The 5,189-nt window shown below is 47.5% G+C and carries 4 protein-coding genes; all 4 read right to left on the bottom strand.

Features of this window, described 5'->3' with window-relative positions; translation table 11 throughout:
* Positions 1-44: 44 nt before the first annotated feature.
* The 4 genes from PsWM33_RS07280 to PsWM33_RS07265 all read right to left on the bottom strand — a co-directional run bounded on the left by PsWM33_RS07280 (position 45) and on the right by PsWM33_RS07265 (position 4,995).
* Positions 45-1,463 (bottom strand): pilus assembly protein TadG-related protein, encoded by a 1,419-nt coding sequence (locus tag PsWM33_RS07280; protein ID WP_193778195.1) that lies wholly within the window; start codon positions 1,461-1,463, stop codon positions 45-47.
* Positions 1,464-1,590: 127 nt separating this feature from the next.
* Entirely contained in the window at positions 1,591-2,148 is a 558-nt protein-coding gene (locus PsWM33_RS07275) for an HNH endonuclease (RefSeq protein ID WP_063291233.1), read from the bottom strand.
* Between the two features lie 274 nt (positions 2,149-2,422).
* Positions 2,423-3,829 (bottom strand): 3-isopropylmalate dehydratase large subunit, encoded by a 1,407-nt coding sequence (leuC, locus tag PsWM33_RS07270; RefSeq protein WP_063286462.1) that lies wholly within the window; start codon positions 3,827-3,829, stop codon positions 2,423-2,425.
* 305 nt (positions 3,830-4,134) lie between these two features.
* Positions 4,135-4,995: a metallophosphoesterase gene (locus PsWM33_RS07265; protein ID WP_063299726.1), complete on the bottom strand. Its 861-nt coding sequence runs from the start codon at positions 4,993-4,995 to the stop codon at positions 4,135-4,137.
* Between the last annotated feature and the right edge of the window lie 194 nt (positions 4,996-5,189).

Below are 5,189 nucleotides of genomic sequence, written 5' to 3'. Positions count from 1 at the left end.
CGCCGATATGGCGGGGTTTTTTATGATACCAAATTTTTATAAAATTACTGAGATAAGTAAATTTCCTTGATGTCATTAGCGATACTAGAAAACGCTTTGATCAGCTCACTTTGGCTTGTTGCATGATAAAAGGTGTCATCGCTACTTGCGCATTGCTGCATAATTTTTTTACCTTTATAAGAACTACCAAAGAAAACTGTATAAATAACAATTTCTTGCTCCTTCATACTTTCGCATAAATTCGAAGCAGTTTTAAAAGGTACACCGTTCAGGCTTGAGTCACCTGTATATTCCCACTTTACTTTTCTAGCGATTTCTTCATGATCTTTTCGTGTAAGCTTACCGCCCTCAGAGGGGTTATCTTGCGCACCTTTATCAATATTACTTTTTAATTTCTGTTTCCTCAGCTTCTCAGCTTCTTTGAAGTCGCCTTCATAATAAGCATTAAAAGAACCGTCAGTCATTAAGACTGCATATTTTCTTACGCCATTTTTTCCATATTCATCAGGCTTACTATCAGTAGGCCAAAAATCTCTCCACTCTGGAGACAAAGTATACCAGCCCCAAGCAATTCCAATCTGGCCAGCGGTTGCACTGCTTGCCTTTAAAGCACTAATTGAGCTTTCAATCTTACTTCTTTCAGAGGTTAGCGGCACCATCTCAGCACTTGGGCACCGACTATATTGCGTACCAACATAATCAACACGCTCCCCTTCACCCTCATAATCATGTGCCTTACCGCTGATATTTTCTTCTCCAACACGAGCATGTACACAGCCGTATTGATTTCGTTTGAAGGTTGCTTTTTCAGCAAGTTGCCAATTAAGCTTCACGCCAACATTATAAGGAACATACGAAATTCGCACCCTACTTTGAAGTTTTTGATCATTTTCAGGCAGCAACGTATTAAGCATATCTCTTGAAGCTTTTTTTAGACTACTAATGGATCCGGACATAGATCCTGTTACATCCACAACAACTGTAACCTCAACTTTTGTTTTGGGATATCTAGCTGTTGAGCTACTTTGTACTGTTAGTTCAGCGAACTCATCACCATCCGTATTCAATAAGTTTAATACCGGCAAAAAACTATTTTTTACAGTTGCAGTCGCCGTTGCAGAGATTGTATCACCATTAGGATCATAGGAAACAACTGGGTTCGTATATACTGCATCACTACCCAAAGAATTTTTGATGTTTTCTTTGAAGTATAATTCAACAAGTGTGTTTACCTGTTCCGTTTCCATCTGGGTGGTAGATAAACGGTTTGCGGCTGCAAGCACCGCCGCATCCAATGCTTGGTTCACTGCACGCCGAGTGTTGAAGCCCATGCCGAAATCAATTGCCATTCCAGCGAACACAATCATCAAAACCATAAGCACAGCGACAAGGACCGCAACCATCCCATCTTCAGAACGATTGAATTTTTTGAATAGTGTAGAGAATTGTCTGAAATAACCCATCGAGATGCCCACCATCGACGCCCACGTAATTATGCTCAGCATAATCTAAGGGTGGTATCTCGGGTATTAATCACTCAACTTTACCGAAAGTTTTCGGGCTAATGGCTAACAAAATATTAACCGCATTTCACGGCTCAAGCTCGCTGTCCCAGTAGAGGAAATCTAACCAGCTCTCGTGCAGGTAGTTGGGCGGGAACAGGCGGCCGTTGTTATGCAGGTCATGCACACGTGGGACAAACGGCATTTGCATGGGCTGCATATTCATTTCTTGCCAGGATTTGTTTGCCTTCCGTAAATTACAAGGAGAGCAAGCCGTGATGACGTTGTCCCAAGTGGTCAGGCCTCCTTTACTGCGCGGGATGAGGTGATCAAAAGTCAGATCCTTAAGGGAACCGCAATACTGGCATTGAAACCTGTCCCGCAGAAACACATTAAACCGCGTAAAGGCTGGGTTTCTCTCTGTCTCTACGAAGGACTTTAGTGCCACCACACTGGGGAGTTGAAACTCAAGACTTGGGCTTCTCACAACCTGATCGTATTCAGAGACGATACTAACCCGATCCAAAAACACAGCCTTCACCGCATCTTGCCACCCCCATAGAGACAGGGGATAGTAAGACAGAGGCCGATAATCTGCATTCAACACAAGCGCCGGGAATGCGCCTTCTGAAACGACTGCGTTCACAACATGCTCCCGAGTCTCGCTCAGAACACAAGCGCCTGAGCGGAAATCATCTTGAGATGTTTTGATATTGTAGTCAGCAAATGACAGCTATGTGAAGTCTGACAATCCTCCTTACCCTAAGGAAATCGAAATACAGGCCAAGCACATCAGCAGAAACCCGCTATGGATCAGATAATTAGCCCGTCACGACACACTTTGTCGCAATGTCGGTCCCAAAATAAAAAAAGCGGGAGTAGTCACCTACTCCCGCTCATTTACAAAATTTTATCTGCGATTACTTCCAGTGGCGCACATCAACAAAGTGCCCGGCAATCGCAGCCGCTGCCGCCATTCCTGGAGAAACAAGGTGTGTACGACCCTTGAAGCCCTGACGGCCCTCAAAGTTACGGTTGGAAGTTGAAGCACAACGCTCACCCGGCTTCAATTTGTCAGCATTCATCGCCAGGCACATGGAGCACCCAGGCTCACGCCATTCGAAACCAGCGTCTTTGAAGATCTCATCCAGACCTTCCGCTTCAGCCTGTGCTTTCACCAGACCAGACCCCGGAACGATCATCGCGCTAACGGTGTCTGCAACCTTCTTGCCTTTAACAACGGCAGCAGCTTCGCGCAGATCTTCGATACGTCCGTTGGTGCAAGAACCAACAAACACACGGTCAACCTTGATGTCAGTGATCTTCTGACCAGCTTCAACACCCATGTACTCAAGCGCACGTTCTTTAGAAGCACGGCGGTTGTCGTCTTCGATCTCAGCCGGATTAGGAACAACACCGGTAACGGAAACAACATCCTCAGGAGAAGAACCCCAGGTCACGATTGGAGGCAGGTTCGCAGCATCCAGAACGATTTCTGTATCAAACTCTGCATTCTCATCAGTAAACAGAGTTTCCCAGTAAGCTTGTGCCTGTTCCCATGCGGCGCCCTTAGGTGATTTAGGACGGCCCTTCAGGTACTCGAAGGTTTTCTCATCCGGAGCAATCAGACCAGCACGTGCACCAGCTTCAATAGACATGTTACAGACGGTCATACGACCTTCCATAGACAGGTTACGGATCGCTTCACCAGCATATTCAATGACGTAACCGGTGCCACCAGCAGTACCCAGCTCTCCAATGATCGCCAGTACGATATCTTTCGCGGTCACACCTTCCGGCAGCTGACCATTCACAGTCACACGAAGGTTTTTCGCTTTCTTCTGAATCAGCGTCTGCGTCGCCAGAACGTGCTCAACTTCAGAAGTACCGATACCGTGTGCAAGAGAACCAAAAGCACCATGAGTGGATGTATGGCTGTCACCACAAACGATCGTCATGCCCGGCAGCGTAAAGCCCTGCTCTGGACCCACGATGTGCACCACGCCCTGACGCTGATCGAGCTCTGAATAGTATTCAACGCCAAACTCAGCAGCATTCTTCGCAAGTGTATCAACCTGCAACGCGCTTTCAGGATCATCAATACCTTTGGAGCGATCAGTGGTCGGCACGTTATGGTCAACAACAGCCAGTGTACGCTTTGGGTGACGCACCTGACGGCCAGCCATACGCAGGCCTTCAAATGCCTGCGGGCTCGTCACTTCGTGTACCAAGTGGCGGTCAATGTAAAGCAGGCAAGTGCCGTCTTCTTGCGTGTTGACCACGTGGTGGTCCCAGATCTTATCGTAAAGAGTTTTGGCCTGCGACATTGCGCTTGTCTCCTGGAAACGAATGATCCTTGTTTCAAATCCGGCTCTGATCGCACCTACCAAGCGCTCAAGATCCGAGAAAACAGGACCACTCACTTATTACCTGCAGCTCTCTGCGGCCGCATAAATCTTGAAAATACGGAAGCAACAATAAACGAAGCTCCCGCTATACTGGCTCTATTAATCGGCCCAGATCACCAAAATATCAAGCTTCTTTGCCTTGAGATTCTCTCAAGACGGAAAGGTAATGAAAGCAAGTTAGACGCAATCAAACAATCCCTTTGATGCGATCAATACCCTGTAGCCTAAGCATATATTTCTATGAGCAAAAGTTCTGGCGGACAAAGAAAACGGATTGGAAGTCCCGAGCATCCAAGCCCGCTGCCAACGATGAGAGTGCTTCCATTTTCCTCAAAAGCGCCCTTCGCATACTTCCGGTCAAGCCGCGATGGTATTGTCAATGCACCAATAAACGGCAAGCGAACTTGCCCTCCATGCGTATGCCCGCTCACTGTCAAATCTACGGATTTATTGGCCTCAAGAAAGATGTCCGGCTCATGGGCAAGCAAAATCCGCGGGGCGCTGTCATCTTCAACCTGACTTAAGGCCACCTCAAGATCATCCCGGCGTCCCGTCCCGTGCAACTGGCAGGCCTCGCCATACTGATCATCCAGTCCCAAAAGCCAGACATGAGAGTTGCCTCGTGTAGATACCCGCTGAGCCCTATTCTCGAGAACAGTCACTCCAGAAGCTTCCAATGCCTCTCTGGCGTCCTCACCACCTTCAAGCCAATCATGGTTGCCCAGCACACCAAAAACACCCAGAGGTGCCTTCAAATGCTGCATAGGCTGCGCCCAAGCTGCAGCAGAGGCTAACGGCTTTGCAAAAGGAGGATGCATGGCTGTGTGGTAGTCGCCTAAAAGCGCAATAAGGTCAGGCTCCAGACTGTTCACGCGCTCTACGATGCGCGTAATCCGTTCAGGACGCATCCATGGCCAGCAGGCATGCAGATCAGTCATAACAACAATTTGCAAAGGTTTTTGGTCAAGAGCTTCTGGAGAAACAACAACTTTATGCCGGGTAATACTCGGTGGCAGCCAAGGCTCTACAAACACGGCATAAATACCGAGTAACATGATGAAAATGATGATGAATGCGATCACCATTTGCCTTCAAGCCCCCTACTCATTGCATCTTTCAGAACCAACCTAACCCACTTGGATTAATTGTATTCTGACAGCTCCCCGGAATATCCCCCTGAAAACTTGCGCAAAGGGTGCGCATCAGAACTTGTCACATTTACACTTCAAACACCAACAGCACCACATGGCATCCCATGCAGTGTTGAACCAGAGTTCCC

Origin of the sequence: Pseudovibrio sp. WM33 (genome assembly GCF_001623165.1) — a bacterium.
GTDB lineage: Bacteria > Pseudomonadota > Alphaproteobacteria > Rhizobiales > Stappiaceae > Pseudovibrio.
This window is presented reverse-complemented; position numbering and strand designations above follow the sequence as displayed.

Bases quoted from the DNA above. Each gene is read 5' to 3' on its own strand.
- PsWM33_RS07280 (WP_193778195.1), bottom strand. From the start codon at position 1,463: ATGGGTTATTTCAGACAATTCTCTACACTATTCAAAAAATTCAATCGT.
- leuC (WP_063286462.1), bottom strand. From the start codon at position 3,829: ATGTCGCAGGCCAAAACTCTTTACGATAAGATCTGGGACCACCACGTG.
- PsWM33_RS07265 (WP_063299726.1), bottom strand. From the start codon at position 4,995: ATGGTGATCGCATTCATCATCATTTTCATCATGTTACTCGGTATTTAT.